Raw genomic sequence first — 26,997 nt, forward strand, 5'->3', positions numbered from 1 at the left:
CGGCGCCCGTCGGCGCCGGTAACACTGGCAGGCGCAAGGCCTGCCGACTGCCGCCCATTCCTGCGGCACAGTCCTGCGGCACAATTGCACGGTGCCACTGTCCATCCCCTCCCCGTTTCAGGTCACCCACACCACTGACCGCCAGAACATGCAGCTGCTCATCCAGCTGCGCTGGCTGGCGGTGGTGGGCCAGGTGGTCACCATCTCGCTGGTCCGCTGGGGCTTTGACATCTACCTGCCGCTGTACGAGATGTTTGCCGTGCTGGCCGGCCTGGTCATCACTAACCTGATCTGCGTCTGGTGGCTGCGCTGGCGCCAGCACGACATCTCCTCCAGCGATCTGTTTGTGGCGCTGCTGGCCGATGTGGGGGCGCTCAGCCTGCAGCTCTACCTGAGCGGCGGCGCCAACAACCCCTTCATTACCTTGTTCCTGCTCCAGGTCACCTTGGGGGCGGTGCTGCTCAAGCCGTTCTATGCCTGGGGCATTGTGGTGGTCACCGGCAGCTGCGCGGTGGCGCTGGCCTTTTTCTACCAGCCGCTGCAGATCATGAGCCACCGCAGTGGCGCCATGCATGCGCTGTACCTGCTGGGGCTGCTGATCAGCTTTGGGCTCAATGCGATCTTGCTGGTCTCCTTCATCAACCGCATCATGTCCAACCTGCAGCTGCGCGATGCGCGCCTGGCCGACCTGCGCCAGCGCGCGGCCGAAGAGGAGCACATCGTGCGCATGGGCCTGCTGGCCAGCGGCGCCGCCCATGAGCTGGGCACGCCGCTGTCGACGCTGGCGGTGATTCTGGGCGACTGGCAGCGCATGCCCTCGATCGCGCAAGACAGCGAACTGATGGAGGACCTGCACGAGATGGAGCACCAGGTGCAGCGCTGCAAATCCATCGTCACCGGCGTGCTGCTGTCGGCCGGTGAGACGCGCGGCGACGCGCCGCAGAGCACCACCTTGGTCACCTTCATGGACCGGGTCGCCGCGCAGTGGCAAAGCCACCGCCAGCCCGGCAACTTCGTCTACCGCAAGCAGGTCGCGCGCGATATTCCGATCATCTCGGATACCTCGTTGCAACAGATGATTTTCAATGTGCTGGACAATGCACTAGAGGCCTCACCCGGCTTTGTCCAGCTTGTGGTGGAATGCCCCGCGCAGGACGATGCCCAGCTGGTGCTGCAGGTGACCGACAGCGGCCCGGGTTTCAAGAGCGAGATCCTGGCCCACCTGGGCAAGCCCTACCAGTCCACCAAACAGCGCCCTGGCGGTGGCCTGGGCCTGTTCCTGGTGATGAATGTGGCCCGCTCGCTGGGCGGCCATGTCGAGGCCCGCAACCGCGAACAGCACCTGGGCGGCGGCGCGGCCGTGCGCATCAGCCTGCCGCTGGCCTCCATTGCCCTGGATGACGAACCACACTATGACGCCAACCCAAGAACGCCTCTTACTCCTGGTTGAAGACGATGCCGCCTTTGCCCGCACGCTGCGCCGCTCCTTTGAGCGACGTGGCTACCGCGTGCTCCATGCCAGCAGCGCCGACGAAGTGGCGCAACTCTTGCAGACCGAGCGCCCTCAGTACGCGGTGATGGACTTGAAGCTGGCCGGCCACGCCTCGGGCCTGTCCTGCGTGCAGTTGCTGCATGCGCAAAACCCCGAGGCACTGATTGTGGTGCTGACCGGCTACGCCAGCATTGCCACGGCGGTGGAGGCCATCAAGCTGGGCGCCTGCCACTACCTGGCCAAGCCTTCCAACACCGACGACATCGAGGCGGCCTTCAGCCGGGTCGAAGGCAGCACCGAAGTCGATCTGACCGCCGCCACCACCTCCATCAAGACGCTGGAGTGGGAGAAGATCCACGAGACCCTCGCCGAGACCGGCTTCAACATCTCCGAGACCGCGCGCCGCCTGGGCATGCACCGGCGCACCCTGGCGCGCAAGCTCGACAAGCAGCACGTTCGTTAAGAACCTGCTCAACTGGGCTCAGACAGCGTCCATACAGGCCTGCACCAAGGCCTGCAGCACCGGCGATCGCTGCTTGCCCTGGCGCTGCAGCAGCGAAAACTGGCGCCGCATCGGCGGCAACAGGCTGTGCAGCACGGCCAGCTCGCCGCGCTCGATCCAGGGCTGGGCAATGACGCGTGACAGGCAGCTGATGCCCGCCCCGCGCGCCACCGCCGTGCAAATGGCTTCGGAGCTGCCCAGCACCGCCGCAATCGGCCATTCCCGCAGCTGGGACAGCACGGTAAACTCCACTGCCTCGCGCGTACCCGAGCCCTCTTCACGCAGTAGCCAACGGCAAGCGCCCAGCTGCTGGGCGCTGACAGGGCTGTGGCCGGCAGCGGCCACCAGCGCATGGCCCGGCGCGGCAATCAGCACCAGCTCATCCTCGCGCCAGGGCTGCACCTCCAGCGCCGGCCAGTGGCTCACCCCTTCGATAAAGCCCAGGTCCACACTGGCCTCGCCCACCGCCTCGGCCACCTCGCGCGTATTGCCGATCACCACCTCAAACCGCACCAGCGCATAGCGCTGCATGAAGTCCGTCAGGATGGCCGGCAGCACATGGTTGGCAATCGTGGTGCTGGCCGCCAGCCGCAGCACCACAGGCGCCATCGGCTCGGTCTGCTGCGTGGCCTGCTCCAGCTGCAAGGCCAGCTCCAGCAAGCCTTGCGCTTGCGGCCACAGGCTGCGCCCCAGATCATTGAGCACCAGGCGCTTGCCGCTGCGCGCAAACAGCTGCGCGCCCAGGCCCGCCTCCAGCTGCTGCAAAGCGGCGCTGACCGCTGATTGCGACAGGCCGATGGCCTGGGCCGCAGCGACGGTGCTGCCGCTGTGGGCGATGGCGCAGAAGACCTCCCACTGGCGCAGGCTGAGATGGAGCATATTGATGGCGCACAAGGCGCTTGGGTTGATAAAAAATATCTACCTATTTTATCGGTAGATATTAACCAAACAATTAGTTATACAGATATAAGAATAATTTCTATAGTGATTCCATATCGCCCGGCAGGCCACCGCTTTTGGCCCTGCCAGGGCCTCTGGAACCGCCCATGTCACTCGCCCCCCTCTCCCTCCCCCAACTGCGCAACGGCCACTGGCTCGATGGCGCCAAACGCCTGGCACCGGGCCTGCTGCTGTGTGCGGCCATTGCCTGGCTGGCCAGCACGCTCGCGGCCCTGCCCTGGTTTGGCAGCCATGGGCTGAGCGCGCTCACGCTGGCCATCGTCATCGGCATGCTGGTGGGAAATACTGTCTACGGCTGGGTGCAGGCGCCGGCGGCTGCGGGGGTGGGCCTGTCCAAGCAGCAGCTGCTGCGCCTGGGCATCATCCTCTATGGCCTGCGCCTGACCTTCCAGGACATCGCCGCCGTCGGCGCCAGCGGCGTGCTGATCGATGCGCTGATGCTCGGCAGCACCTTTGTGCTGGCGCAGTGGCTGGGCCAGCGCTGGCTGGGGCTGGATGCCCGCACCAGCATGCTGGTGGGCGCGGGCAGCGCCATCTGCGGCGCAGCGGCCGTGCTGGCCACCGCCCCGGTGGCCAAGGCGCGCGCCGATGATGTGGCGGTCGCCATCGCCACCGTGGTGGTCTTTGGCACCGTGGGCACCTTTTTGTACCCGGTGCTCTACCAGTGGCTCGCGCCCAGCCTGCAGATGAGCGAGTCCGGCTATGGCCTCTGGGTGGGCTCGACCGTGCATGAGGTGGCGCAGGTGGTCGCTGCTGGCGGCGCCATCAGCAGCAGCGCGGCCGACACCGCCGTGGTCGCCAAGATGGTGCGGGTGATGATGCTGGCCCCGTTTCTGATCGCGCTGTCGCTGTGGCTGGCCAGGCGCCCTGGCAGCGCTGCAGCGGTCCGGCAGCCGGCAGCCGGTGGCGCCGTGCAGGCCCGCCAGATCACCATTCCCTGGTTTGCGTTGGGCTTTGTCGCAGTCGCGGGCATCCATTCGCTGGGCGTTATCCCTGCGCAGGCGCTCGCCATCGGTGTGCAGTGGGACAACGCCTTGCTGACGATGGCGATGGCCGGCCTGGGGCTCACCACCCATGTGCGCGCCGTGCGGGCTGCGGGCATCAAGCCCTTGCTGCTGGCCCTGGTGCTGTTTGTCTGGCTGGTGCTGGGCGGGCTGGCGGTCAATACCTGGCTCTGAGGGGGCTCGGGGCTCTGCGGCCTCATAAGCTCATACCCAAAAAATCGTTGGCCCGGCGCGCAAAACTGCTACAACAACCAACGATTCATTCCGCCAAGCACACAAGGATTCCAACACCATGCGCATCGAGACATTGGCCGTTCACGCAGGCTATTCGCCCGACCCCACTACCAAGGCTGCGGCCGTGCCCATCTACCAAACGGTGGCCTACGCCTTTGACAGCGCGCAGCACGGCGCCGACCTGTTTGACCTGAAGGTGCCGGGCAATATCTACACCCGCATCATGAACCCGACCACCGATGTGCTGGAAAAGCGCGTGACCGCGCTCGAAGGCGGCATTGCCGCGCTGGCGCTGGCCTCGGGCATGGCAGCGATCACCGCAGCTATCCAAACGCTGGCCGAAGCGGGCGACAACATCGTCTCGGCCAGCACCTTGTATGGCGGCACCTACAACCTGTTTGCCCATACCTTTCCGCAGCAGGGCATTGAGGTGCGCTTTGCCGATCCACGCGACCCGGCCAGCTTTGGCGCCTTGATCGACAACAAGACCAAGGCCGTGTTCATCGAGTCCATCGGCAACCCCTTGGGCAATGTGACCGATATCCGCGCGCTCGCCGATGTGGCCCACCGCCATGGTGTGCCGCTGATCGTGGACAACACCGTGCCCTCGCCCTATCTGCTGCGCCCCATCGAGCATGGCGCCGACATCGTCGTCCATTCGCTCACCAAGTACCTGGGCGGCCATGGCACCAGCGTGGGCGGCGCCATCGTCGATAGCGGCAAGTTCCCCTGGGCCGAGCACAAGGCGCGCTTCAAGCGCCTCAATGAACCCGATGTGAGCTACCACGGCGTGGTCTACACCGAAGCGCTGGGCCCTGCGGCCTACATCGGCCGCGCGCGCGTCGTGCCGCTGCGCAATATGGGCGCAGCCATTTCGCCGCAGAACGCCTTCCAGATCCTGCAAGGCATCGAGACCCTGGCGCTGCGCATGGACCGCATCTGCGAGAACACGCAAAAGATTGCCGAGACGCTGCAAAAGCACCCCAAGGTGGCCTGGGTGCGCTATGCGGGCCTACCGGACCACCCGGACCATGCCACCTTGCAAAAGCAGTCGGGCGGCCGCGCCTCGGGCATTCTGTCCTTCAGCCTCAATGCCGCAGACGGCGAAGGGCGCGCCGCCGGTGCCCGCTTTCTGGATGCGCTGCAGCTGTTCACCCGCCTGGTCAATATTGGCGATGCCAAATCGCTGGCGACGCACCCGGCTTCGACCACGCACCGCCAGTTGGACAGCGCAGAGCTGGAGAAAGCCGGCGTGAGCGAAGGCATGGTGCGCCTGTCGGTCGGCATCGAGCATGTCGATGACCTGCTGGCCGATCTGGAGCAGGCGCTGGCCAAGGTCTGAGGGGCCGTCGCACGCAAAAAAAGAGCCGCTTTCAACAAGCGGCTCAAACACAGTGCTCTGTGGCTCCTGGATCACCAGGAGCGGGCATGAGGACCTGTTTAGAAGCGGTAGCCCACACCTACACCCAGCAACCAAGGATCCACCTTAAAAGTGCCCACCTTGGTGCCGGCCGAGCGCACATCGGTCTTGATGTAGACCTTCTTCACGTCGACGTTGATCGACCAGTGCTTGTCCAGCATGTAGTCAAAGCCGATCTGCAGCGCCGGGCCAAAGCTGTTCTTCTTGATCGATGGATCGAGCGCGGCCTCAACAGCCGGTGCAAAGTTCACGTTCGAGAAGCGCGTGTAGTTCACACCAGCGCCTAGGTAGGGCTTGAAGGCGCCCATATTGGTGAAGTGGTACTGCGCGAGCAGGCTGGGCGGCAGGTGCTTGAGCGTGCCGATCTTGGCGCCGTCCGAGCGCAGGTCATGCTTTTGCGGGTAGGTCAGCACCAGCTCTGCCGCGATATTGGGCGTGAAGAAGTAGCTCACATCCACTTCGGGAATCGTCTTGTCATTGATCGACAGGCCCAGGCCGGTGGAGTCCTTGTTGGCGCTGTCCAGATGCACGGCGCGCACACGCACTTGCCAGGGGCTTTGCGCCTCTTGCGCCATCGCCGCGCCCGACGCCATTGCATATACAGCTGCCGCTGCCAACATCATTTTTTTCATCGTCATTGCCCTCGCTGCGATCTTGCTCGCATGGATTGAAAAGTAGCTGAACCCAGGCCGCATCTGCATGTCCCCACCCGCGCCAAGCGCCGTATCTGAAGGCGGCAGAGCTGTTTCTGCTGTCCATGTCTGCATCTTCTGCTTAAGCGGGCTGCGCGGCCCTGACCCAGATCAACGAGACAAAACAAGCGATGAAAAAAGGCGGCCCGCTGTTGCGATGCCGCCTTCTGCCTCTTGCTGCGCCGCGCCCGAGGGACGCGGCCAGCAGCCATGCGCTGCTGCTTGCGATCAGTGCCCGCGCAGCTTGTGCCAGGCCTCCACCGCCAGCACCACCAGGCCACCAATGGCTGCGCCAACAGCCACATGCACCAGCGTTGGGGCCAGCAGTGCCACCACGCCACCCATCGGGGCTACGGTGCTCTCCAACCAATGCTCGATCGGGCCCATGCCATGCACCAGCAGGCTGCCACCCACCATGAACATCGCAGCCGTTCCGACAATCGACAGGCCACGCATCAGCCAGGGCGTAAACGCAATCAGGCCCCGGCCCAGGGCCTGGGCTGCGGCACTGGTCTTGCGCATCAGCCACATGCCCACATCGTCCATGCGCACAATGCCGGCGACCAGACCATAGACAAACACGGTGATCGCCAGCGCCACAGCGACCAACACCGCAAACTGCTCGGCAATCGGCTTGCTGGCAACAGTGCCCAGCGCAATCGCCATGATCTCGGCCGACAAGATGAAGTCGGTGCGCACCGCGCCGGCCACCTTGGCCTTTTCATAGGCCACCGGGTCCATGTTCTTCTCGTTGGCCGCTTTGACCGATGAAGGGGCTACGCCCATTTGAGCGGCCTGCGCCGACTCCTTGACGGCATCGTGGGTGTGCTGGGGCTTGTGGAACAGGCTCAGCACCTTCTCCACCCCTTCAAAACACAGAAAAGCGCCACCAATCATCAGCAGCGGTGTGATCAGCCAGGGCGCAAAGGCGCTGATCAACAGCGCGGCCGGCACCAGGATGGCCTTGTTCTTCAGCGAGCCCTTGGCCACGGCCCAGACCACCGGCAACTCCCGGTTGGCCTTGACCCCAGTCACCTGCTCGGCGTTCAGCGCCAGGTCGTCGCCCAGCACCCCCGCGGTCTTCTGCACCGCCACCTTGGTCTGCGTGGCCACATCGTCCAGGATGGCCGTGCTCTTGCCCGCAGCCGTCTTGGTCATCAGCGCCACATCGTCAAGCAAGGTCGCAATATCATCGAGCAACATCAACAAACCAGCACCAGCCATTACGCACTCCCAATCCAAATTCGGTGGCAAATCATAGCGATTTCGCGGTGCAATGCCGTGTCAGACCCTATAAAACGGTGATTTCTACGTTTTGTTGGAGCTTGTTCACAAAACTTTATGCAGGCCTTGTCAACAACTTCAGCGCGCGGCCCGTTGTACACCCATCTACACCAGAAAGGTGAAAGGACTGAAATGACTGAAGTGTTTGCTATTTGGCCTGAAGACGAACGTGACCGTAAGCGTGCTCCTGCCCGCTTCTGATACCAGCGCAGCCTGCAAGCGGTTGAGCCAGAACTAAAAACCCGGCACCCGCAGCAATTGCAAGCCCACTGATCTCTCTCACTTAAGCCCCGCTCTGCGGGGCTTTGTTTTGCCTGTAGCAACGCTCCTACAGCGCAAAACGCAGCCAAGCCCTCTGCCACGCCAGCGGAGGGCTTTGATTTTATACGGCCACCATGTGCTCGTACAGAATCAGCGAGCCAATGGCAATCAGCACGACACCACCCACCGCTTCTGCCCAGCGGCCCGTGATATTGCCCAGAATGCGGCCGACCATCACGCCCAGGGTCACCATCGCAAAGGTGGCAAAACCAATGCTGAGCGCAACGACGGTGATGTTCACATCCAGAAAGGCCAGGCCCACGCCTACCGCCATCGCGTCAATACTGGTGGCAAAGCCCGTGGCGACCAGCAGCCAGAAGCCATGGCGCGCGGGCCGGCTCATCTCGGGCTCATCGGCACTTTGGAAGGCACCCAGCACCATGCGGCCGCCCAGCACCAAGAGCAGCACAAAGGCAATCCAGTGGTCCCAGGCCTTCACATAATCGGCCGCGGCATAGCCCAGCGCCCAGCCCACCAGCGGCGTGATGGCTTCGATGACACCAAAGATCAGGCCGGTGCGCAGCGCCTCGGACCAACGGGGTTTGACAAGGGCAGAGCCTTTGCCAATCGCGGCAGCAAAGGCATCGGTGGACATGGCAAGCGCCAACAGGGAAATGGAAGCAGCGTTCATCGGAGGTTCTTCTAGGACAGTCGGGCATGAGCACAACGGCACGCCACCACTGCCCGACCGAGGTCGTGCTGGCATGCCGATGGTCTCGCCAACCGAAGAACGGATGTCTGCGCCACAGCATGCGAAATGCCGAGTATGTTGACGCAGACGCTTCCAGCGCGGAAGCAGGCTACTCCCCAAGGGAAGCCGCAGTCTAAACGCTGCGCAGCGCTTAGGAGCACATGGCCCCAACCGCGCCAAGTTCTTTAGGAATGGATCGTATTTCCGTCTTGCTGTTGCGGCCTGGACCCAGCAAAACGCCAACCGCTACAAGCCGAAACATGAGCAAGCTCATGTATTGCAGCTCTCCCTTGGCACCCTCTGACAGAGGCAGCCAAGGCGTCTCCCAAGTAACAGCGTGGCACTTCACCCAGGGTTGCCCCTAGTTCATTTTCAGGTGTTTTGTATACACTTAATGTATGCATATGTGCACACAACGCATAGCCATTGAGGCCTGTCTTGTGCTGCACATGCCATGCATGGACCCGCGCACATGACGAGACAAACCCGGCCGCCAGGCCGCAAATAAGGCGCAGCTGGATGCGCCCGATCCAAGGATGTCAATGACCGATCTTGCAGCAGACCAGAACGCAGGCTTTGCCTTCAACCCCGCACAGCAGCGCCCCGCAGCGGCCGGTGCATTGCCCGCCGGCGTATGCCCATCGCTCTACAACAAAGACCTCGCGCCCACCAAGAAAGACAGCCGCTCCTGGGGTGCCTACAGCCTGTTCACGCTCTGGGCCAATGATGTGCACAGCCTGGGCAACTACGCCTTTGCCATCGGCCTGTTTGCGCTGGGCCTGGGTGGCTGGCAGATTCTGACGGCGCTGATGATGGGCGCTGCCTTGCTGTTTGTGCTGCTGACCTTGTCGGGCTTCATGGGCCCCAAGACGGGCGTGCCTTTTCCGGTGATGAGCCGCATCAGCTTTGGCACCCGGGGTGCGCAGATCCCGGCCTTGATCCGGGGCGGTGTCGCGATTGCCTGGTTCGGCATCCAGACCTACCTGGCCTCCAAGGTGCTCGATGTGCTGTTGATCACCCTCTTCCCCAGCCTGCAGTCGCTGCTGGCGCACCAGGTGCTGGGCCTGCCGGTGCTCGGCTGGATCAGCTTTAGCCTGCTGTGGCTGGTGCAGACGATGATTGCCTGCTGGGGCATGGAGAGCATCCGCAAGTACGAGGCCTTTGCCGGCCCGGTGATTCTGGTGACCTTTATCGCGCTGGCCGGCTGGGTGCTGTACAGCTCGGGCGGCAAGATCCAGTGGACGGCGCCCAAGCCCAGCACCGGTGCGGCGATGTGGGTGCAGATCATGGGCGCAGCCTCGCTGTGGGTCGCCATCTATGGCACCTTTGTGCTCAATTTCTGTGACTTCACCCGGGGCGCCACCTCACGCAGCGCCGTGGTCAAGGGTAACTTCTGGGGCATCCCCATCAACATGCTGATCTTCGGCCTGATCGTCGTCGTGCTGACCGGCGGCCAGTTGGCGATTGACGGCACGCTGATCCTGAGCCCCACCGACATCGTCGAGAAGATCCCCAACAAGCCCTTGCTGGTGCTCGCCAGCCTGTCGCTGCTGATCCTGACCATCGCCGTCAACCTGATGGCCAACTTTGTCGCACCCGCTCTGGCCCTGGCCAACCTGCTGCCGCGCCAGCTCAACTTCCGCCGCGCGGCCCTCGTCAGCGCCATCCTCGGCTTTGTGATCCTGCCCTGGAACCTCTACGACTCACCGCTGGTGATCCTGTATTTCCTGGGCGGTCTGGGCTCGTTCCTCGGCCCACTGTTTGGCATCGTGATGGCCGACTACTGGCTGATCCGCAAGCAGCGCGTGCATGTGCCGGCGCTCTACAGCGATGACCGCAACGGCCCTTACCATTACGAAAACGGCGTCAACCGCCGCGCCATCCAGGCCCTGGTGCCCTCGGCGCTGATTGCGCTGCTGTTCGCCTTTTTGCCGGCGCTCGAGTCGGTGTCGCATTTCTCCTGGTTTATTGCGGCCGGGCTCGGCGGCCTGTTTTACTGGCTGCTGACCCCCAAGGGCCAGCACTATGAAGACCAGGACGGCGAGGCCATTGCCGTGAACCATGCCCAACATTGAGACGGAGTTTTTTGCATGCGCATTCTGATCGTGAACGTCAACACCACCGAGAGCATGACCGAGGCCATCGGCGCCCAGGCGCGCCGGGCGGCCGCACCGGGCACCGAGATCGTCGCCCTCACCCCGCGCTTTGGCGCAGAATCGGTGGAAGGCAATTTTGAGAGCTACCTCTGCGCCGTTGGCGTGATGGATGCGGTGATGCGCTATGACCAGCCCTTTGATGCCGTCATCCAGGCCGGCTACGGCGAGCATGGCCGCGAAGGCCTGCAAGAGCTGCTGGAAGTGCCCGTCGTCGACATCACCGAGGCGGCGGCATCGACTGCCATGTTCCTGGGCCACAAATACGCCGTGGTCACTACGCTGGACCGCGCTGTGCCCTTGATCGAAGACCGGCTCAAGCTGGCCGGGCTGGATGCGCGCTGCGCCTCGGTGCGCGCCAGCGGCATGGCCGTGCTGGAGCTCGAGAGCCAGCCCGAGCGCGCGGTCGACGCTATCGTGCAGCAGGCGGCCAAGGCCGTTGAAGAAGACCATGCCGAGGTCATCTGCCTGGGCTGCGGCGGCATGGCCGAGCTCGAAGACAAGGTGCGCAGCCGCACCGGCGTGCCCGTGGTCGATGGCGTGGCTGCCGCGGTGACGATCGCCGAATCGCTGGTGCGCCTGGGCCTCAAGACCTCCAAGGTGCGCACCTATGCGCCGCCGCGCGCCAAGCGGATTACCGGCTTTCCGCTGCCCGATTCGCTGGGCCGCTAACCGGACTTCTACCCCACTCTGCTTACTCCAACCGCCCTGCACCGCAGGGCTTTTTTCTGGCTGGATGGCTGCCTGGCAGCCTCATTGGCTGGTCTTGAAGCCCTGGGTTGCCGCCCAGGCCGCGACGTCATCGCGGCGGATCGCAGCGGCCATCAGCTGCGGGAAAGCATCCGGGGTGCAGGCAAAGGACGGCACCCCAAAGGCGGCCAGCTTGGCGGCCAGCGCCGCATCGTAGGCGGGCGCGCCCTCGTCGCTCAGCGCCAGCAAGGTGATGAACTGCACGCCCGACTCCACCAGCTCATTGGCGCGGCGCAGCAGGCCGGATTCCACGCCCCCCTCGTACAGGTCCGAGATCAGCACCAGGATGGTGTTGCGCGGCTCGCTGATCAGGCTTTGGCAGTAGCCCACCGCACCATTGATATCGGTGCCGCCGCCCAGCTGCACGCCAAACAGCACATCGACCGGGTCGTCGAGCTTGTCGGTCAGGTCCACCACGGCCGTGTCAAACACCACCAGCTTGGTGGCGACGGCAGGCAGGCTGGCCATCACCGCACCAAAGATGCTGGAGTAGACGACCGAGTTGGCCATGGAGCCGCTTTGGTCGATGCACAGAATCACCTCGCGCTGCGGGCGGCGCGCCTTGCGGCCGTAGCCGATCAAGGTCTCGGGAACGATGGTTTGGTACTCGGGCTGCCAGTGGCGCAGGTTGGCGCGTATCGTGCGGTTCCAGTCGATCTCGGCATGGCGCGGGCGGCGGTTGCGCTGGCTGCGGTCCAGCGCGCCGGCCACGGCACTGCGCATCGGCTCTTCGAGCTTTTTCATCAGCTCGTCCACCACCTTGCGCACCACCAGGCGCGCGGTGGCCTTGGTGTTTTGCGGGATGACCGAGCCGAGCGAAATCAGGTTGGCCACCAGGTGCACATCGGGCTGCACGTTCTCCAGCATCTCGGGCTGCAGCAGCAACTCGCGCAGCTGCAGGCGCTCCATCGCGTCGCGCTGCATCACCTGCACCACCTGGCTGGGGAAGTACTTGCGGATATCACCGAGCCAGCGCGACACCGAGGGCGACGAATTGCCCCGGCCGCCCTTGCGCGAACCGAGCTGGCTGTCGCCTTCGTAGAGCGCGGCCAGCGCCTGGTCCATCTCCTGCAGGCGTCCTCCCACGGTACCGCAGCTGGCATCGGCCGGGCTGCCCAGCACCATGCGCCAGCGCTGCAAGCGGGTGGTGGGCTGCAGCGCCTCTGCCTCATCAGGCGGCAGGGTTTGTGCATCGTCTTGCGCCAGGCCTGGCGCGGGATGGGCGGCATGGGTCATCGTCATCACTCCAGGGCTTGGTTAGCAGGCGTGGCGGCAGGCGGAATCTGCGCCAGCAACTCGGGCGGCAGCTCCAGCCCCAGCAGGGTGTTGAGCAGCGGCAGCGCCAGCACAGCGCGCGCCTCGTCCCAGGGGGCATCCTCATCGCCCGCCGCCAAGGCGGCAGCAGGCACGGCAGCACCAGCCACCGGCGCGCGCCGGGCCTTGTCGCCCAGGCTCTGGCGCTCATGCTTGCTGAAGTTGGCAAAACTGCGCCGCACCAGCGGCAAGATCTGCGCAAACTGCACCTCACCTAACCCCGCTAGCCAGGCATCGACGGCACCCCAGATGGCCTCGTCGTGCAGCAGCACCAGCGCCTGCTGGTTCAAAAAGCCATCCAGCCAGGCAGCAACATCGAGCGGCGCAGCACCCAAGGACAGGTTGCGGTTGAACTGCAGCACCACCTCGGCGCTGTCCAGCAGATGCTCATCGAGCAACAATCGGCAGGCCATGCCGCGCAGCAAGGCCGCAGCGGCGTCGCCCATCGCCAGGCTGCGCAGCGCAGCGCGCCAGGCGTCGACAGCGGCCTGGGCTTGCGCATCATTGCCGCGCAGGCGCAGCGCCTCATGCGCGGCCAACACCTTGCCCTTCATCGCAGCGGCCGCGTCTTCGTCCATCGCCATGCAGGCCACTGGCAGGCCAATGGCGGCGCGCAGCACGAGCGAATCAATGACCGTGGCCAGCAAGGCGGTATCGGTCTGGCGCACGCTGCCATAGCGGTACACATTGGCCAGCGGCGGCAGCGCCTGCAGCAGCTGGCCCACATCGCCGGTGGTGGCCGCGCGCTCGGCCAGGGTGGCAATCAGCGACTCGACCAGCTGCGGCAAGTTCGCCAGCAGCGCGTCGTCAATCGCCTGCGCAATCTCGGGCAAGGGCGTATCGGGCGAGAGGCTGGCGCGCAGCCGCGCGGTGGCGGCCTGCGCCACGGTGGCGCCATGCACGCTGGCCTCGATGATGCGCACGGCCAGCTCGGGCTCCCACTGCATCTGCCAGCTCTCGCGGAAGGTGCCGCGGTTGCGCTGCGCATCGGCCGCGCGCGTGCCCCAGCCAATGCCCAACAAGCGCAGGCGGTGCAGAAAATGGCTGCGCGCCAGGTCGGTCTCCTTGCGCAGATCCAAGGCCAGCAGCTTGCTCGCCGCTTCGGGCTTCATGCGCAGCGATTTTTGCTGCTGCTCAATATCGCGCTGCAGCGGCACCTGCGGCACATCGGCGGGCACGCTGCCCAGCACATGGCCGACGGTGAGCTCGTCATCGATCAAGGTCAGCGGCGCGGTCTCGCCCATGCAGACCACGGTGACGATGGCCTCGTTGATCTCCTGCAGCCCCGGTATCGGCTGGCCACGCATGGCAGCCAGCCCTTCGGCCAAACGCGTGGCTTCGATGATGTGGGCGCTAGAGCAGTCCAGGTCCTTGTCGCGCAGCAGGCGTGCCACGCGGGTGAGCCAGCCTGCGGTGCGCAAGGTGGCGGCATCGCGGGCGCTGCGTGCAGGCATCGAATGGCCTTGCGCCGCCTGCTGTGCCCAGGCCGCATCCGCCCGGTAGCACTGCCACAGATGCTCGTACCAGCCCGGTGACGTGACGCCCGCTCCATAGCCGCTGCGGCTGGCCAGGTTGCGGTAGGTCCAGGGCGCCCAGGTCGCCAGCACCTTGGCCTTGGGCAAACCCTTGAGCACGGCGCTGTCGGCCTTGGCGGTGGTGCTTTGCTGCAGTGCCGGCACATGCCATGCGCCGCAGACCACCGCAATGCGCTGGTAGCCGGCTTTCACCGCCTCACGGATGCACTGGCGCATATGCGCCTCCCGCTGGGCCTCGCGCAGCGCGTAGTGCGGGCCACGCCAGGCCTCGCCGTCGTCGCCCAGCTCGCTGCGCACCGCCGTCATCGCCTCGTTGATGCTGGTAAACAGCGCTTCGTTGTCGCCGCGCTCTTCCACCAGGCGGTTCCACCAGCTCTCGCCATCCTCAAAGCCGGCCGCATGGGCCAGCCAGTCGAGCGGGTCGCGCACCGGCGCTTGCTGACTGGCGGTGGTATCTGTTGCATCGCTGTCCACATCCGTCACCGGGGCCGTGTCGGCACTGGCCTCAGCGGCATCGCCTGGCGCCTCGTCCACTGCTTGCACCGGATCGTCCTCGCCCTCTTCCCCATCCACATCCTGCGCGGGCTCCGGCTTTTTCAACGCCTGGCGCCGCGCCCAGTCCTGGGCCATCGCATGGGTTTGGGGCAGGTCAATAAAGCGCGTGGTCACCCCTTGCTCGCTCGCCCATTGCAGCGCCTGCCACTCGGGCGAGAACTCGGCAAAGGGGTAAAACGCGGCCTGGCTGGGCTCGTCTTGCATGTACACCAGCATGGCGACAGGCGGGCGCAGCTCGGCACTGCGCAGCATCGGCAGCAGCGCCTCGCCCTCGGGCGGGCCTTCCACCAGCAGGCAGTCGGGCTGCAGTTGCGCCAGCGCATGCACCAGGCTGCGCGCACAGCCTGGGCCGTGGTGGCGAATGCCAAAGAAATGGACGTTGTCAGCAGAAGTGGCCATGGGCTCGGTCAGCGTTGTCGGGGCAGAAGAAAAACGGCGCCAGCGGCTTAGATTTGCTCGCGGCAGGCGCGGTACAGGTCTTTCCACTCGGAACGTTCTTTGACGACGGTCTCCAGGTATTCCTTCCAGACCACGCTGTCCTGCACCGGGTCCTTGATGACGGCGCCCAAGAGGCCCGAGGCGACATCGTGCGCACGCAGCACGCCATCGCCGAAATGGCCGGCCAGCGCCATGCCGCTGTTGATCACCGAGATCGCTTCGGCGGTCGACAAGGTGGAACTGGGCGACTTGATGCGCACGGTCTTGCCGTCTTCGGTCTGGCCATTGCGCAGCTCGCGGAAGATCTGCACCACGCGGCGCACCTCTTCGAGCGCGGGGGCTTCAGCGGGCAGCTGCAGCGCGCGGCTTTGCTCGCCCACGCGCTTGGTGACGATCTTCACTTCCTCATCCTGCGAGGCAGGCACGGGCAGCACGACCGTGTTGAAGCGGCGCTTCAAGGCGCTGGAGAGCTCGTTGACGCCCTTGTCGCGGTTGTTGGCCGTGGCGATCACCGAGAAGCCGGCGACGGCCTGGAACTCGGACGAGAGCTCGGGCACCGGCAAGGTCTTTTCGGACAGCACGGTGATCAAGGTGTCCTGCACATCGGCGGGGATGCGGGTCAGCTCTTCGATGCGGGCGATCTTGCCCAGCTTCATCGCATGCACCAGCGGGCTGGGGACCAGCGCCTTTTCCGAGGGGCCATGGGCCAGCAGCTGCGCATAGTTCCAGCCGTAGCGCAGTTGCTCTTCGCTGGTGCCGGCCGTGCCCTGGATCAGCATGGTCGAGTCGCCACTCACGGCCGCTGCCAGGTGCTCGGACACCCAGGACTTGGCCGTGCCGGGCACGCCGTACAGCAGCAGTGCGCGGTCGGTGGCGAGCGTCGATACCGCGATCTCCATCAGGCGAGGGCTGCCGATGTACTTGGCGCTCACTTCAAAACCATTGCTCAGCGTGCCGCCCATCAGGTACTGCAGCACGGCCCAGGGCGAGAGCTTCCAGTTGGGCGGACGCGGGCGGTCATCGGCCTTTTGCAGGGCATCTAGTTCTTCGGCAAATTGCTGCTCGGCATGCTGGCGTAGTACTTGGCTCATGGTGTGCTTCCGGTAGAGATCAATAGGTTCGGGGTGGGCGCCATCAGGCGGGCTGGGCCGCTTGCAGCGCCAGGCGCAGATCGACAATGCGGTTGAGTTGGGCGAGCACCTGCTCGTCGTCCCAGGGGCGCAGACGCGAGCGCTCCAGGCGCGCTTGCTGCTCCTCCTTGAGCTTGGCAACTTCGGCCTCGGTAGCACCTTCGGGCACCACCAGCGCGGTAGCGGTGTCGGCAGGTTCCGGCTCGGCGGGCACTGCCGCGCGTGGCGCGCGCCACATCTGCGCAAAGCGCTCCAGATCGCCCACCTGCAGGCGGCGTGCGCAGGCCAGAATGGCATGGTCGGCCTGCCAGCTGTGCCAGTTGCCCGCAGGCTGGCGCGCCTGCAAGGTGCTGAGCAAGGCCTCCAGCAACCAGCTTGACATCGCAGGCGAGAGCAACTCTGCGCGCCCCATGCCTTCGTCGATGCGGTGGATGGCCTCGATAAAGGCGCTCTTGCCCAGCTTGGCCTGCAGCTGTGCCAGCCACTGGGTTTCGCGCTCTGCGGCGCTCAGCTCGGCCATCAGCAGCGGCAGCACATCGCTGCTGCGCGAGTCGCTCTCCATGCTCTGGATCAGCGGCAGCCAGCGCACATCGCGCTGGGCACGCAGCGCCGCGATCCAGCCCTGGCGCAGTGCGCCCTTCCAGTCGCTGCGCCGGCTCCATTCCCAGAGCTGCTCGGGCGTCTTGCCCAGATGCTGCTGCCAGAAATCGAGGGGCGTGAGCTCCACCAGCTGCTGCAGCCACCAGGCGCGATGGCCTTTGATATAGGCGGGCGGCTGCAGGGTGATGCCGTCGCGCTCCCAGTCCTTGTGGCCCTCCTGGGGTGGCTCGATCTGCCACTCGCCATTGGCATCCTGGCTCAGCATGGCCTGGAGCGCCGCGCCCATGCGCTGGCTGTGCGGGCTGTTGGGCAGGCGTGCCAGCAGGCTGGCGGCCGATTCACGCACGTCCTTGCTGCGGTCACCCAGCAGCTTTTCCAGCAAGGCCTCGTCATCGGCCGACAGGCCGCGCGCCAGGCTCTGCACCATGGGTGCGCGCTCGCGGGCGCTCAGCTCCTTGAGGCTGGCCTCCAGCCGCGCGCGTGCGCCTGCCGGGTCGGTGGCGCGCTGCTGCTGCAGCAAGGCCACACGCTGCTCGAGCGAGCCTTCCTGCCAGATCTGCTCGGCATCGGCCGTCTCTTGCACGCCATGCGCATAGGCCCACTGCGGGTTCTGGGCGGCCAGCCAGCGGCCGCGCTCGCCCAGCACCGGCGTGAGCCATTGGCGCAGCTCCACCGATTGGCGGCCCTGGTGCAAGGCATCGACCAGCAGCGCATAAGGCAGACGCTGGCCGGCTTCATCAAGGCTGGCCAAGGCCAGCGCCAGCAGCTCGGGCGCATTGCCCTGCAGCACCTCGCCCAGCAGCCGCAACAGTGGCTCGCCCTGCGGTGCCGGGCGCGATTCTTGGGCCGGTGGCGGCACCGCAGCGGGGCCGGCCGCCGCTGGCAGTTGCGGCTGCGATGCACCGGGCTGCCAGCCCACGCGCTCCAGCACCGCAGCAACGGCCGTGGCGCGCAGCACTTGCTCGGCCTGGCTGCCCGCCGGCTGCATCAAGGCCGCTTGCAGGGCCTGCTGGCTGGCGGGCGCGCTGCGGTCGATGCCCTGGGTAAAGATGGCTGGCAGCGCCAGCCGCTCGGCGCCCACCAGCGCCGATTGCTGCAAGGCAGCCCAAAGATTTGCATGGCTCACAGCACGTCACCCCGGTTCTGCCAGATGTTGGTCCATGGCGCCTGGCCATCGCTAGCCTGCCAGGCACTGAGCAGGCGCCAACGCCCTTGCTGCTGGCCGCCCTCCCATTCGCCAAACAGCGCCATCGGCGCGCCGCCACCGAGCGCCTGCAATTGCCAGGCCTGGTCATCGGCTAAGGCCAGCGGCACCAGCGCCGGGGCCTCGCCCTGTTGCGGCCAGACCGCATACCACTGGCCAGCGCTGATCTGCAAGCGCCCCTGGCCGCACCACAGCGGCTGCACCGGCTGCAAGGGGTTGGCGGCCATGCGCTGGCTCAGCTGCGCCAAGGCATCGCGCCATGCTGCCTCGCCCAAAGGCGCGCCGGCGCCAGGCGCCAGCAACTCGATATCAGCACCCGCAATCGCGCGCAGAGGCGCCTGGCCGGGGTAGAAATGCAGACTGCCCCGGTAGCTTTGCGCCGGCACCCAGGCGGTCTCAAAACCACGGCCGCCTTGCGCATAATCGAGCAGCCAGGCGATGCGCCCGCTGTGCAGACCTTGCAGCCATACGCGGCGCTCCTGCAGACGGCCTTCGCGCTCGATCTGGCGCAGGCCTACCACCAGCCAGTCATCAGCCAGCGCCTGGCCGCGCGCCTGCACCTCGGCCTTGTCCATGGGCCAGCCCAGCGCGGCCATCACATCGGCGCGGGTCTCGGCGCCGAGGGTATCGCGCCGTGCCACCGCATCGGCCAGCAATTGCCAGTGGCCCAGCTGCACCAGCAGGTCACGCGACCATTGCGGATGGCTGTCCACCAGCTCCCAGGCCTCCTTGATGCGGGCGGCCATGCCGTTGGCCTGCGCATCGACCATGCGCGCGGCCATCGTGTTCCAGTGCTGGCGGGCCTGCTGGTCGCCCGAGAGGTTGGCCAGGCCGTTGCGCAGCATGTCCTGCATCCACAGTTGCAGCTCCTGCATGCCAGCGGCCACCTTGTCCCAGCGCTTGTCGTCGCGCTTGGCCTGCTGCTTGGCCAGCGCCTCGGGATCGGGCGGCGGAGCTGCGGCAATGGCAGCAGCCTTGGCTTCTTTTTTCTCGGCTTTTTCAGCGCGGCTGTCCAGCCAGGCGCTGACCCAGGCAGGCGGCTCGGCATTGTCGGCCACCTGGCCGGCAGCGCGCAGCAGCATCAGCGCCAGGCCATGTTTGCAGGGGAATTTGCGGCTCGGGCAAGAGCACTTGAAGGATGGCCCACTCAGATCGACCTGGGTCTGGTAGGGCTTGGAGCCGCTGCCCTGGCATTCGCCCCAGGCTGCCGTTTCATTGCAGCCCAGGCTGGGCCATTTGCTGGGGTTCTTCAACCCTTGTGCCGCCTTGGTGGAAGAGGCATCCGGTGACAGCGCCACCACCTCGGCTTCGGTTGCTAAGACACGTGACAAACCGCCTCCCCGTCCATTCAATCTGTTAGTAATCCGCTTTATAGATTTATCGCCAGGGATGCTCTGCAAAACCCTCGCCAAGCGGGATGGACGCGGATCGGGATGAAACGCAAGGCGTCTTTTGCAGTCAATAGCAATAGCTATTGACAAGGAAGACAACGCAGCGGATCGCCCGAGTCTGCGTTCAGACCACGGCAGGGAGTTTTGCAGAGGGTCCCTAGCGGCATCGCACGATTGTAGGCAGGGCGCAAGACGAAATGATGCAAGACAGGCCTGCGACCCGCCTGGCGTCTCACTTTTTTACAGATTTGCGGCGTTCCCAGGCCACCATCGTGAGGATGACGATGGCGGCGCTGAGCGAGATATGGCCGCACCAGGTCACCAGGCCCAGCGACCAACCCTTGAGCCCCACGGCTATCGCCAGCGAGGCCAGCAGCGCCAGCCAGCCGGCCAGGCGCAGGCCCCGGGTTTGGCCAGCTGGTAGTTCACGGCCCAACAGGTCGAGCTGGTGGCGGTCCATGGCCAGCGCCAGCAGTGCAAACGCTGGCAGCGACACCAGCTGAATGGCAAGGTGATTCATGGCCGGGCCTCCTGCAGATCGGTGGCAATGGCAGCGTTGGCGGCCACCGCGCTGGCGGCCACCGTATTGACGGCCACCGTATTGACGGCCACCGTATTGACGGCCACCGTATTGACGGCCACCGTATTGACGGCCACCGCATTGGCGGCCACCGCGCCCGTGTCAGCATCTCGGGCGGCAGGCGCTTGCCGTGGCGCTGCCTGGCGCTGCGGCTTGCGCTTGGGTTGGTGGCGCCAGGTGCGCACCGCCAGCCAGGCATGCAGCGCAGCGAGCGCCAGCAAGGTCAGCTCCAGCCCGCTGAACACCCAGTCACCCTCGATCAGGCTGCGCCACAGCGGGCGGTCGGTGGTCAGCACATTGAGGACCGGCAGCAAGGCCAGCGCCGCGCAACCGGCCCAGAGCAGCTCCACCCAGGCGCGCTTGGCAGGCCGCAGCATGGCCCAGACCAGGCTGGCACCCCAGAGGATGAAGAACCAGTGGATCTCCCAGTCACTGCGTTTTTCCATGCCCAGCGGCAGCAGGCGGTTGGCCCAGAGCATGGCGGCCATGCCGATGCTCAGGCCCGCAATCGCAGCAATGTTCAGGCGCTCCACCAGCCAGAAGCCAAAGTAAGGCTTGTCCGGATGGGGCAGCTTGGTGCGGCGCTTGACGGTCCACATCACCAGGCCGGTGCCGACCATGGCCGTGCCTGCCAAGCTGGTGAGAAAGTAGAGCCAGCGCACGGTGGTATCGCCAAAGCGGCCCAGGTGCAAGGCATAGAGCACGCCACGCGTCTCGGCCGCCGCGCCGACCTGGTCCTTGACCTCGAGCAGCTTGCCCGTGCTGCCCTCGAACAGCATGTATTTGGGGCTGATCGACACGCGCTCGAAATCGCCATAGGTGACGATCACGCGCGCCGATGCATCGCCTGCGTTGTTGACGGTGACGCGGCCAATGCGGTCCTCGCCCCAGCGCTGCTGGGCCTGGCGCACCATATCGCCCAAGGGGGCCAGCGGCGCGGCCTCGCCACTGGGTTTGCCGGCGGGGATAAAGGTGCTCAACTCACTTTGCATGGCCTGGCGCTCGGCCTGGGTCTTGAAGGCAGCGCTGCTGGCCCAGGGCATGGTCATCGCCATCAGCGTGACCAGGCCGGTGTAGGTGATCATCGCGTGGAAAGGCAGCCCAAAGACCGACAGCGCATTGTGCGCATCGAGCCAGGAGCGCTGGCCCTTGCCCCAGCGGAAGGTGAAGAAGTCGACAAAGATCTTCTTGTGGGTGATCACGCCGCTGACAATGGCCACCAGCATGAACATGGCGCAAAAACTCGCCAGCCAGCGCGCCCAGAGCACGGGCATGTAGTGGAACTGAAAATGGAAACGGTAGAAGAACTCACCGCCCACGGTCTCGCGGCCGGCCACCTTCTGGCCGGTCTGCGGATCGAACACCGCGCTGCCAAAGCCGCGCTCGCCCTTTTCGGGCTTGGCAATACGCCAGAACGCGCTCACGACGTTGTTGCGCGCATCGGGCATGGCCAGGCTCCACTGGTTGCTGCCAGGGGCCACTTGCTCCAGCACCTGCGCCACACGCGGGGCCACCTCGGCGGCATCGGGCACCACGGCCTGGTGGGCCAGCTCGGGCCGCATCCACTGCGAAATCTCTTCCTTGAAGTAGCTCACCGTGCCGGTGAGAAACATCGCATACAGAATCCAGCCCACCAGCAGCCCGGCCCAGATATGCAGGTCGGACATGGTCTGGCGGATGCCGCGCACGGCTGGCTTGCTCGGTTTGCTATCTTTTTTATCAATGGCAGTCATGCCGGAGTCACTCCATTCCATACCGGCCAGGCGGCCAGCAGCAGCGGTATTGCGGCCAGCAGCAGCCCCACCCAGGCACGGGTGGCCGAACGCACGGCAAACACCCAGATCACCGCGCCGGTGTAGACCAGAAAGCTGGCCATGGTGCCGGCGAGCACCGCCTGGGGTTTGGCCATGGGCAAGGCCAGCACCGCCACGCTGGCCACCGCCGCCAGCGCATAGCCGCCGCCAATGGCGGCAACGATGCGCGAGAGCAGCGGGCCAACCCGGCAGGCCTTGGCCAGCGCGGCGCGCAAGGCGCCGCTCAGCGCCTGGCTGGTCATTTGGCCGGGTTAGGCGTTGCCACGGGGCCAGCCGCCACAGGGGCCACGCCGTCCGGCTTCACATAGGTGACCGAGGTCACGTAGCTCACGCCGTCGTACTTCTCGCCAGCGCGCTCGCCGGGCGTGCGGTCGTTGTGCTTGATCTCGGCCACATACTGGCCTTGCCATGGCAGGTCGAAATGCACCAGGCCTTGGGCATCGGTGTGGCCCTCTTTCATCCAGCCCGATTGGGTGACCAGCGCGACCTGGGTCTTGGCCAGCGGCTGGCCCTTGAACGTGGCCTTGAACTCACCGTCCTTGCCGGTCGGGGTCAGGTCCAGTGCCAGCTTGGGCTTTTGCGCGGCAAAGCCGGTGACCAGGCGTGCAGCGGGGTGGTACCAGTTGGTGACATCCTTGCCATCACGCTTGAACTTGGACAGCGGGTAGTTCGCGTCCTCCGCCACGATGGATTCGCCCGCCTGAACGCTGAAAGGCAGCGCAAAGCCATTGGCGGTCTTGTTGCCGGCAGCGGCCTTCTCTTCGCCCTTGGCATTGATCAGCCTGCCCTGGGGCTTGCCAAAATGGTCCAGCAGACCGGGGGACGCTTCGCGCAGGTTGTCGCCAAACTCGCCAAAGCGCAGCACCACGGCGTTGTCTGCACCGGCGGGCTCGAGCCAGACCTGGTGGGCTTGGGCGGACATGGCCAGCACGGTCAGGCTCAGGGCAGACAGGGATTTCTTCAACATATGCTCTCTCTCCTATTTTGATAAACATGCTGCAGGCGCCTTGTGCGCTCCCGCAGCCCACTCCCCAGAACCGGTGGACGGTCTCTACGCCACTGCGCGGAGACCACCCGCAGGTTCTCAAAAATCAACCGTTGCCGACAGCACCACGGTACGCGGCGCGCTCAAGGTCAGGTAGTTGTTGCCGCTGATCAACCAGACGTTCTTGCCCGTCAGGTTCTCGACATTGGCACGCAGCACCACCGCCTTGCCGCTGACCTGGGTGCGGTAGCGCGCGCCCACGTCAAAGCGGGTCCAGCCCGAGAGCTTGAGGGTGTTGGCATTGCTGGCCCAGGCCGAGCCGGTACGGATCACACGGCCGTTGACCGACAGGCCCTGCGCGCCGGGCACATCCCAGTCGGCACCCAGGTTGGCATTGAGCTTGGGCACGCCGTAGGCATCGTTGCCCTGGTACTGCGCCGCCTTGGTGACCTTGGCGCGGTTGAAGGTGAGGCCCCCCATCAAGCGCAGACCGCGCTGCAGCTCGCCATAGGCGGCCAGCTCCAGGCCCCGGTTGCGCTGCTCACCATCAAAGCTGTAGATGTTGGTGCTCGGGTCGGTCATGCTGTTGGGGCGGCTGATCTGGAACAGGCTGGCCGTCGTCATGAAGCGGCCCCAGTCCACCTTCACGCCCGCTTCGTACTGCTTGGACTTGAACGGAGGAAACACCTCGCCGGCATTGACGGCCGTGTTGGGCGCCGTGGCACCGCGCGAGAGGCCAGCCGTGTAGTTGCCGTAGACGGAGACCTGGTCATTGGCCTTGACCACCAGGCCGACCAGCGGCGTGGTTGCGCTCTTGGCGTAGCGGCTGGTCTGCGCGCCGGTGGCGGTGCTGAAGTTGCGCAGGTCCACCGTCTGGCGGCGCAGGCCCAGCGTCAGCAGCAGGCGGTCATCGGCCAACGCCAAGGTGTCCGTCACCGCAATGCCGTAGTTGTGCGCCTTGGAGGCCTTGTTGGGCTCGGTGCGCGCGCCTTCGACCGGCGGCAGCGGCGCGGGGTTGTAGATGTTCGAGGGCGACGTGGTCAGACCCGCCACATAGGCGTTGCCGGATTCCTGGCGCAGATCGGTAGCGCTGACCACCAGCGCATGCTTGATGCCCGCGGTCGCGAACTTGGCACGCAGCCCCACATCGGCGCTGATGGTCTCGCTGTAGGAGTCATAGAAGCTGCTGCGCACCGTGAAGTCGCCAGCCGCATTCATCGACGTGGTCGTGGTCGGGAAGATCTGCTGGGCCTTGCCCTTGCGGTAGCCGATGCCGGCAAACGCCATGACCTGGTCGCTCAGATCGACCTCCAGGCGCGAGGCGATGACCTTGTCGTCCAGCGACAGATCGGTATCGGGGAACCAGTTGCTGCGCGAATTGGGCGGCTTGGGCAAGGACGTGAGCGCCGGGTTGAAGCCGATCTGCGGGCGGAAATCTTCCATCTCTTCGCGCTGCGCATAGGCGTCGAGCGACCAGCGCAGATTGCTGCCCCGGTAGTCGACCGCGATTGCGCCCACGCCCAGCTTCTGGTCGCCACCACGGATGCTGGCCTCGCCACCGCGCGCTGCGCCATTGACGCGCACGCCCCACTCTTTGTTCTCGCCAAAGCGGCGCGAGATATCGACGCTGCTGCCAAACTGCGCGCGGCCCAGGTACTGCAGGCCCACGCGGTTGAGCGGATCATCGCCCGCGCGCTTGGTCTGCACATTGATGGCGCCGCCAATGCTGCCGCCCGGCGGCATGCCGCCCACCATCGCGCCCGGGCCCTTGAGCAGCTCGGCACGCTTCAGAATCTCGGCCGGCACGCGGCTCGCCGAAGTCAGGCCATAGAGACCGTTGAGGCCCACATCGCCACCGCTGATGCCAAAGCCGCGCACCTGGATGTCTTCGCTAAAGCCCTGCGAGGCGGTGGTCAGGCGCACCGAGGCGTCGTTGGCCAGCACCTCACCCAAGGTGCGTGCCTGCTGGTCGGCCACCGCTTCTGCGGTGTACGCCACGGTGGAGAAAGGCGTATCCATCACATCCTGGTCGCCCAGCATGCCAATGCGGCTGCCGCGCGCCTGCTTGCCACCGGCATAGGCCTCGGGGCGGTCACCGGCGCGCGTGGCGGGTGCCGTCACCACCACCGGGTTCAAGGCCACTTCACCCGCGGTCTGGCCGTTGTCGATGACCAGGGTTGTGCCTTCGATGCGGGCCACCAGGTTGGTGTTGCGCAGCAGCTGGCGCACGGCATCCTGGGCGCTCATGCTGCCCTTGACGGCGGCGCCGGGGCGCCCTTGCACCAGCGCCGGTGGCGCCATCAGTTGCAGGCCGGCCTGGCGGGCCAGCTGGGCCAGCGCGCTGTCGAGCGGCTGGGCAGAAATATCAAAATCAGCGGCCGAGGCCGCGCCAGCCAAGGCGGAAATGGCCAGGGCGATCAGGTGGCGTTTGCAGGGGTGCGACATAGCGTTGGGTACTTTCCTCATGTGGTTCACAAGAGGTAATACGAACGAGACGCAGTTTTCCCTCAACGCCAGCGCAAGTATTTTTAAATGACCGTCTACCGGCCCATAGTGCATGCGCGCCATCGCTCAACTCTGCGCCTTGCGCCGTGCAATCGTGATGCGGCGCGCTGTGCCCTGGCCTTCTTCGCGCACCACCACTGGCAGGCTGCGCGGCAGCAGTTGCAGCCAGGCGCGGGCATCGGCAATGCGCACCCGGCCAAAAATCGTCAAATGCTCGGCATCGGGCGCCACCTGCAGGGGCACGGGGCAGTATCGGGCCAGGCGCTGCACCGCCAGGCTCAGCGGCTCGTGGCGGAAATCCAGCCAGCCATTGCGCCAGGCCGCCACCTCTTCCGCGCTGCTGTCGTGCCGGGGCGGCTGGCCTGGCTGCCAGTCCAGGCTCTGGCTGCCCGTCAGCTCCCAGCCATCGCCGGCATCGGCCAGATCGCCATCGCTGCCGCGCTCTTGCACGCGCACCCGGCCCTCTTCCACGGCTACGCGTAGCCCACCCTGGTTATCGAGGGCCACTTCAAACCGGGTGCCCAGCACGGTGATGCGGGCCGGGCCGGCATCGACGATAAAGGGCGCATCGGCATTGCGCGCCACGCTGAAGAAGGCCGCGCCATGGTGCATTTGCACATAGCGGCGGCTGCCGTAGTAGCGCACATCCAGGCGGGTCTGCGCATCCAGCGCAATGCTGCTGCCATCGGGCAAGGCCTGGTTCAGCTGGCGGCCGGTAGCGGTGCCCAGCTGGATCTGCCAGGTCACCACCTGGCTTTGGTACAAGCGCCAGGCCAGGCTGCCGCTGGCGCCCAGCCCTGCCACACCGAGCAAGGCAGACAGCGCGCGGCGCCGGCCCTTGCGTGGCAGCGCCTGCACGACGCCATCGCCGCGCCATTCGTGCAGGGCCGCTTCAATCGCATCCATGGCGCGCATGATCTCGCGCTCCACTGTCTTGACCGAGACGCCGTGCGCAGCGGCAATCGCCGCCTGCGATTCGCCATCGAGCCGGTCGGCCAGGAACATGCGGCGGCAGCGCTCGGGCAAGGCGGCAATGGCGGCATCGACCGCCACCAGCGCCTCGCGCCGCAGGCTGGCCTCGGCCACATCCTGGCCCAGCGCCTGCACTCCGGCCGCGCCGTCATGGGCTGCGCTGTCAAAACGCTCGGAGCTGCGCGCGGCCCGGCGCAGGTGGTCGATCACCAGATGCTCGGCCACCGTGTACAGATAGGCGCGTGGCGCCGGGTGCTGGCTTTGCGCCATGGGCCCCGCTTCCACCACGCGCAGCCAGGCGTCATGCACGATGTCCTGCGCCGATTGGCGGCTGCCGGTACGGCGTGCCACAAAGGCGATCAGCTCGCGATAGCTATCGCGAAAGGCTTCCAACGGGAGGGCGGACATGGCGGGGACGGGCGAGCAGTAAAGAGGACAAGGCGCGCTAGTATATTACGAATGAGAATAGAT

General features: G+C 65.7%; 21 protein-coding genes and 1 riboswitch. Of the genes, 6 read left to right on the forward strand and 15 right to left on the reverse strand.

The annotated features are described in order from the left end of the window. Positions 1 to 91: 91 nt before the first annotated feature. Together ACPEE1_RS15880 and ACPEE1_RS15885 are read left to right on the forward strand one after the other, a co-directional pair. On the forward strand, positions 92 to 1,450 hold the full coding sequence (locus tag ACPEE1_RS15880; protein ID WP_243419264.1) for an ATP-binding protein: 1,359 nt from the start codon (positions 92 to 94) through the stop codon (positions 1,448 to 1,450). Further along, positions 1,413 to 1,955, forward strand: coding sequence for a response regulator transcription factor (locus ACPEE1_RS15885; protein ID WP_021026719.1), 543 nt, complete (start codon positions 1,413 to 1,415; stop codon positions 1,953 to 1,955). Before ACPEE1_RS15880 ends, ACPEE1_RS15885 begins: the two co-directional genes overlap by 38 nt. 18 nt (positions 1,956 to 1,973) lie before the next feature. On the opposite strand, the gene ACPEE1_RS15890 is transcribed toward ACPEE1_RS15885, so the two are convergent. After that, positions 1,974 to 2,873 (reverse strand): LysR substrate-binding domain-containing protein, encoded by a 900-nt coding sequence (locus tag ACPEE1_RS15890; protein ID WP_116925260.1) that lies wholly within the window; start codon positions 2,871 to 2,873, stop codon positions 1,974 to 1,976. 167 nt (positions 2,874 to 3,040) lie between these two features. Between ACPEE1_RS15890 and ACPEE1_RS15895 the strand changes: the two genes are divergently transcribed. Further along, positions 3,041 to 4,132 carry a YeiH family protein gene (locus ACPEE1_RS15895; RefSeq protein WP_116925058.1) on the forward strand — a complete coding sequence of 364 codons (1,092 nt, stop codon included), beginning with the start codon at positions 3,041 to 3,043 and terminating at the stop codon, positions 4,130 to 4,132. A 118-nt stretch (positions 4,133 to 4,250) separates the two neighbouring features. Next, the gene (locus ACPEE1_RS15900) at positions 4,251 to 5,534 is read left to right on the forward strand and encodes an O-acetylhomoserine aminocarboxypropyltransferase/cysteine synthase family protein (protein ID WP_182345344.1); all 1,284 of its coding nucleotides are present in this window, start codon (positions 4,251 to 4,253) and stop codon (positions 5,532 to 5,534) included. A 98-nt stretch (positions 5,535 to 5,632) separates the two neighbouring features. Here the strand turns inward: ACPEE1_RS15900 and ACPEE1_RS15905 are convergent, their stop codons facing one another. The 3 genes from ACPEE1_RS15905 to mntP all read right to left on the reverse strand — a co-directional run bounded on the left by ACPEE1_RS15905 (position 5,633) and on the right by mntP (position 8,540). Next, a complete protein-coding gene (locus tag ACPEE1_RS15905; RefSeq protein WP_182345343.1) occupies positions 5,633 to 6,244 on the reverse strand; it encodes an OmpW/AlkL family protein in 612 nt (203 codons plus the stop codon). A 288-nt stretch (positions 6,245 to 6,532) separates the two neighbouring features. Next, a complete protein-coding gene (locus tag ACPEE1_RS15910; protein WP_260719208.1) occupies positions 6,533 to 7,528 on the reverse strand; it encodes a DUF808 domain-containing protein in 996 nt (331 codons plus the stop codon). A gap of 442 nt (positions 7,529 to 7,970) precedes the next feature. Continuing rightward, positions 7,971 to 8,540, reverse strand: a complete 570-nt coding sequence (gene mntP, locus ACPEE1_RS15915) for a manganese efflux pump MntP (protein WP_116925055.1) — start codon at positions 8,538 to 8,540, stop codon at positions 7,971 to 7,973. A 19-nt stretch (positions 8,541 to 8,559) separates the two neighbouring features. Beyond that, positions 8,560 to 8,723: riboswitch (yybP-ykoY riboswitch) on the reverse strand. A 419-nt stretch (positions 8,724 to 9,142) separates the two neighbouring features. Here mntP and ACPEE1_RS15920 point away from each other — a divergent pair. Then, positions 9,143 to 10,675, forward strand: a complete 1,533-nt coding sequence (locus ACPEE1_RS15920) for an NCS1 family nucleobase:cation symporter-1 (protein WP_423933826.1) — start codon at positions 9,143 to 9,145, stop codon at positions 10,673 to 10,675. Positions 10,676 to 10,690: 15 nt separating this feature from the next. Then, complete coding sequence (locus ACPEE1_RS15925; RefSeq protein ID WP_021027627.1) at positions 10,691 to 11,425, forward strand: aspartate/glutamate racemase family protein; 735 nt, start codon at positions 10,691 to 10,693, stop codon at positions 11,423 to 11,425. Between the two features lie 81 nt (positions 11,426 to 11,506). On the opposite strand, the gene ACPEE1_RS15930 is transcribed toward ACPEE1_RS15925, so the two are convergent. The 11 genes from ACPEE1_RS15930 to ACPEE1_RS15980 form a co-directional block, all read right to left on the reverse strand. Further along, a complete protein-coding gene (locus ACPEE1_RS15930) occupies positions 11,507 to 12,628 on the reverse strand; it encodes a VWA domain-containing protein (protein WP_423936460.1) in 1,122 nt (373 codons plus the stop codon). Between the two features lie 116 nt (positions 12,629 to 12,744). Then, positions 12,745 to 15,306, reverse strand: coding sequence for a DUF5682 family protein (locus tag ACPEE1_RS15935; protein ID WP_423933829.1), 2,562 nt, complete (start codon positions 15,304 to 15,306; stop codon positions 12,745 to 12,747). A 47-nt stretch (positions 15,307 to 15,353) separates the two neighbouring features. After that, complete coding sequence (locus tag ACPEE1_RS15940; protein ID WP_423933832.1) at positions 15,354 to 16,436, reverse strand: ATP-binding protein; 1,083 nt, start codon at positions 16,434 to 16,436, stop codon at positions 15,354 to 15,356. Between the two features lie 43 nt (positions 16,437 to 16,479). Continuing rightward, the gene (locus tag ACPEE1_RS15945; RefSeq protein WP_423933835.1) at positions 16,480 to 18,201 is read right to left on the reverse strand and encodes a DUF5691 domain-containing protein; all 1,722 of its coding nucleotides are present in this window, start codon (positions 18,199 to 18,201) and stop codon (positions 16,480 to 16,482) included. Then, positions 18,198 to 19,610 (reverse strand): SWIM zinc finger family protein, encoded by a 1,413-nt coding sequence (locus tag ACPEE1_RS15950; RefSeq protein ID WP_423933837.1) that lies wholly within the window; start codon positions 19,608 to 19,610, stop codon positions 18,198 to 18,200. The genes ACPEE1_RS15945 and ACPEE1_RS15950 overlap by 4 nt, the downstream gene beginning before the upstream one ends. Positions 19,611 to 19,902: 292 nt before the next feature. Continuing rightward, positions 19,903 to 20,190 (reverse strand): DUF3325 domain-containing protein, encoded by a 288-nt coding sequence (locus ACPEE1_RS15955; RefSeq protein ID WP_116925050.1) that lies wholly within the window; start codon positions 20,188 to 20,190, stop codon positions 19,903 to 19,905. Continuing rightward, positions 20,187 to 21,983, reverse strand: a complete 1,797-nt coding sequence (locus ACPEE1_RS15960) for a PepSY-associated TM helix domain-containing protein (RefSeq protein ID WP_423933839.1) — start codon at positions 21,981 to 21,983, stop codon at positions 20,187 to 20,189. Before ACPEE1_RS15960 ends, ACPEE1_RS15955 begins: the two co-directional genes overlap by 4 nt. Further along, entirely contained in the window at positions 21,980 to 22,306 is a 327-nt protein-coding gene (locus ACPEE1_RS15965; protein ID WP_021027639.1) for a DUF3649 domain-containing protein, read from the reverse strand. The genes ACPEE1_RS15960 and ACPEE1_RS15965 overlap by 4 nt, the downstream gene beginning before the upstream one ends. Continuing rightward, positions 22,303 to 23,028 carry a cobalt ABC transporter substrate-binding protein gene (locus tag ACPEE1_RS15970; RefSeq protein ID WP_423936462.1) on the reverse strand — a complete coding sequence of 242 codons (726 nt, stop codon included), beginning with the start codon at positions 23,026 to 23,028 and terminating at the stop codon, positions 22,303 to 22,305. The genes ACPEE1_RS15965 and ACPEE1_RS15970 overlap by 4 nt, the downstream gene beginning before the upstream one ends. 120 nt (positions 23,029 to 23,148) lie before the next feature. Further along, the gene (locus ACPEE1_RS15975) at positions 23,149 to 25,515 is read right to left on the reverse strand and encodes a TonB-dependent siderophore receptor (protein WP_423933842.1); all 2,367 of its coding nucleotides are present in this window, start codon (positions 25,513 to 25,515) and stop codon (positions 23,149 to 23,151) included. Positions 25,516 to 25,620: 105 nt separating this feature from the next. Continuing rightward, positions 25,621 to 26,934 (reverse strand): sigma-70 family RNA polymerase sigma factor, encoded by a 1,314-nt coding sequence (locus tag ACPEE1_RS15980; RefSeq protein ID WP_423933845.1) that lies wholly within the window; start codon positions 26,932 to 26,934, stop codon positions 25,621 to 25,623. Positions 26,935 to 26,997: the final 63 nt, after the last annotated feature.

The organism is Comamonas sp. 23 (genome assembly GCF_049601575.1).
GTDB classification, from domain to species: Bacteria; Pseudomonadota; Gammaproteobacteria; order Burkholderiales; family Burkholderiaceae_C; genus Comamonas; species Comamonas squillarum.

Excerpts from the sequence above, each read along its gene's own strand:
- ACPEE1_RS15885 (WP_021026719.1), top strand. The coding sequence starts at position 1,413 with ATGACGCCAACCCAAGAACGCCTCTTACTCCTGGTTGAAGACGATGCC.
- ACPEE1_RS15890 (WP_116925260.1), bottom strand. The coding sequence starts at position 2,873 with ATGCTCCATCTCAGCCTGCGCCAGTGGGAGGTCTTCTGCGCCATCGCC.
- ACPEE1_RS15895 (WP_116925058.1), top strand. The coding sequence starts at position 3,041 with ATGTCACTCGCCCCCCTCTCCCTCCCCCAACTGCGCAACGGCCACTGG.
- ACPEE1_RS15900 (WP_182345344.1), top strand. The coding sequence starts at position 4,251 with ATGCGCATCGAGACATTGGCCGTTCACGCAGGCTATTCGCCCGACCCC.
- ACPEE1_RS15905 (WP_182345343.1), bottom strand. The coding sequence starts at position 6,244 with ATGAAAAAAATGATGTTGGCAGCGGCAGCTGTATATGCAATGGCGTCG.
- ACPEE1_RS15910 (WP_260719208.1), bottom strand. The coding sequence starts at position 7,528 with ATGGCTGGTGCTGGTTTGTTGATGTTGCTCGATGATATTGCGACCTTG.
- mntP (WP_116925055.1), bottom strand. The coding sequence starts at position 8,540 with ATGAACGCTGCTTCCATTTCCCTGTTGGCGCTTGCCATGTCCACCGAT.
- ACPEE1_RS15920 (WP_423933826.1), top strand. The coding sequence starts at position 9,143 with ATGACCGATCTTGCAGCAGACCAGAACGCAGGCTTTGCCTTCAACCCC.
- ACPEE1_RS15925 (WP_021027627.1), top strand. The coding sequence starts at position 10,691 with ATGCGCATTCTGATCGTGAACGTCAACACCACCGAGAGCATGACCGAG.
- ACPEE1_RS15930 (WP_423936460.1), bottom strand. The coding sequence starts at position 12,628 with ATGGTGCTGGGCAGCCCGGCCGATGCCAGCTGCGGTACCGTGGGAGGA.
- ACPEE1_RS15935 (WP_423933829.1), bottom strand. The coding sequence starts at position 15,306 with ATGGCCACTTCTGCTGACAACGTCCATTTCTTTGGCATTCGCCACCAC.
- ACPEE1_RS15940 (WP_423933832.1), bottom strand. The coding sequence starts at position 16,436 with ATGAGCCAAGTACTACGCCAGCATGCCGAGCAGCAATTTGCCGAAGAA.
- ACPEE1_RS15955 (WP_116925050.1), bottom strand. The coding sequence starts at position 20,190 with ATGAATCACCTTGCCATTCAGCTGGTGTCGCTGCCAGCGTTTGCACTG.
- ACPEE1_RS15960 (WP_423933839.1), bottom strand. The coding sequence starts at position 21,983 with ATGACTGCCATTGATAAAAAAGATAGCAAACCGAGCAAGCCAGCCGTG.
- ACPEE1_RS15965 (WP_021027639.1), bottom strand. The coding sequence starts at position 22,306 with ATGACCAGCCAGGCGCTGAGCGGCGCCTTGCGCGCCGCGCTGGCCAAG.
- ACPEE1_RS15975 (WP_423933842.1), bottom strand. The coding sequence starts at position 25,515 with ATGAGGAAAGTACCCAACGCTATGTCGCACCCCTGCAAACGCCACCTG.
- ACPEE1_RS15980 (WP_423933845.1), bottom strand. The coding sequence starts at position 26,934 with ATGTCCGCCCTCCCGTTGGAAGCCTTTCGCGATAGCTATCGCGAGCTG.